The sequence below is a fragment of the Thermobacillus xylanilyticus genome (assembly GCF_907165215.1).
GTDB lineage: Bacteria > Bacillota > Bacilli > Paenibacillales > Paenibacillaceae > Thermobacillus > Thermobacillus xylanilyticus.
In genome coordinates, this window is sequence record NZ_CAJRAY010000040.1 from 1 (window position 1) to 1,470 (window position 1,470).

The 1,470-nt window shown below is 52.0% G+C and carries 1 protein-coding gene; it reads left to right on the forward strand.

Translation table 11 applies throughout. The annotated features are described in order from the left end of the window. Window positions 1-124: 124 nt before the first annotated feature. Complete coding sequence (locus KJQ12_RS08425; protein WP_213484281.1) at window positions 125-1,315, forward strand: transposase; 1,191 nt, start codon at window positions 125-127, stop codon at window positions 1,313-1,315. Window positions 1,316-1,470: the final 155 nt, after the last annotated feature.

Here is a 1,470-nt window from a genome sequence, read left to right on the forward strand (position 1 = left end):
GAGCGTTTTGCAATAATCCAAGGCCTTGATTTGTAAGGATTTTCGGACATAAAAAAGGGACTTCACCCCAACTTGGAGAAGTTTTCAAGTGACCAAACAAGAAAACTTAAGGAGTGAAGTCACGATGTATATTCTCCAAGAAAGCTTGTTTTCCTTCGAGGAATTGCTAAAAATGCAGTCAAAAGAGCGATTGCCAATCTTCTTTAGCTCACTGGATCTCAGACCCTATGCCAAGGAATTAAGAAGCCGTTCACCCCGAGGCGCCGACGGACATTGCAGACAGGGCATTTTACGTGCGCTTCTGGCCGCCCCTCTTGAAGGAATCGCTACCTTAACGGCTTTGCATCATCGGTTGAGCACGGACCTTCGGTTCCGCTATCAGTGCGGACTTTCGCTTGATCGGGAAGCTCCATCCATCTCCACACTCAGCCGTGTGTTTGCCGACGTCACGAAAAAGGAACTGGCCAAGCGGCTGTTTGAGGATCGGGTTGCCCACCTCAGGCTAGAAGGTGTTCTGGACGGCAGCCACGTGGCAATTGACAGCACCGCCATCCGTGCTTACGAGAGAAAGCAACCCAAGCGAAAAAGCGAACAGACCGGCAATGCCAATTGGGGAGTGAAACTCGATTCGTTCGGCAACAAGATCACCTGGTTTGGGTACAAACTCCATCTGGCGGTCGATACGAAAAGCGAATTGCCGCTTGTGCTGGAAGTCACGCCTGCGCATGTCAATGACGGAGAAAAGGCGCCGGGCCTGATGGAACAAGCCGCATCCAGAACCGCTCCGAGGTTTTTCATGCTGGACGCAGGCTATGATCAGTTGAAGGTTTACGAGGCCGCGCGAAACGTCAAGGCTCAAGCCATCATTCCGCTCAACCTCAGGCGCGAGAAGGAACCGCCTGCCGGCATGCGGTCCAACGGGACGCCATGCTGTTCCATGGGCTATGCCATGACGTACTGGGGAGCGGACGGCGACATCCTGAAGTTTCGCTGTCCGCACGCAACCGGCAAAGTCGACTGTCCGCTTGGCATGGCCGCTTGCTCGTCCTCGAATTATGGCATGGTCGTGAAAGTGGACGTCAGGGAAGACCTCCGGCGGTATTGCCATCCACATCGGGATACCAAACGCTGGAAAGCACTTTACAATGAGCGAACGAGCGTTGAGCGCTGCAATGCGCGACTGAAATGCTCTTTGACAGCAGATGCCTTGCATGTGCGCGGGATCGAGAAAGTAACAACTCACCTGTATCTGAACGCCATCGTTCTGCTTGCATCTGCAGTAGCCGCATCTCGCTTGGCAAAAGCGGTCGCTTAAAAACGAGCGTTTCCCGAAAATTCTGCAGGTCTGCCCATTTTTATGACCAATAAACTCCAATTACACATTTTTAAACGTTAAAGCCAGGAATTAACTGCTGCTAGTTGAGGACTCCCTATGAAGCTGGCTTCAAAACGAAATTATGCAAAAGGCTC

What these genes read in the sequence shown, in the direction of transcription:
- KJQ12_RS08425 (WP_213484281.1), top strand. Translation starts at nt 125, where the DNA reads ATGTATATTCTCCAAGAAAGCTTGTTTTCCTTCGAGGAATTGCTAAAA.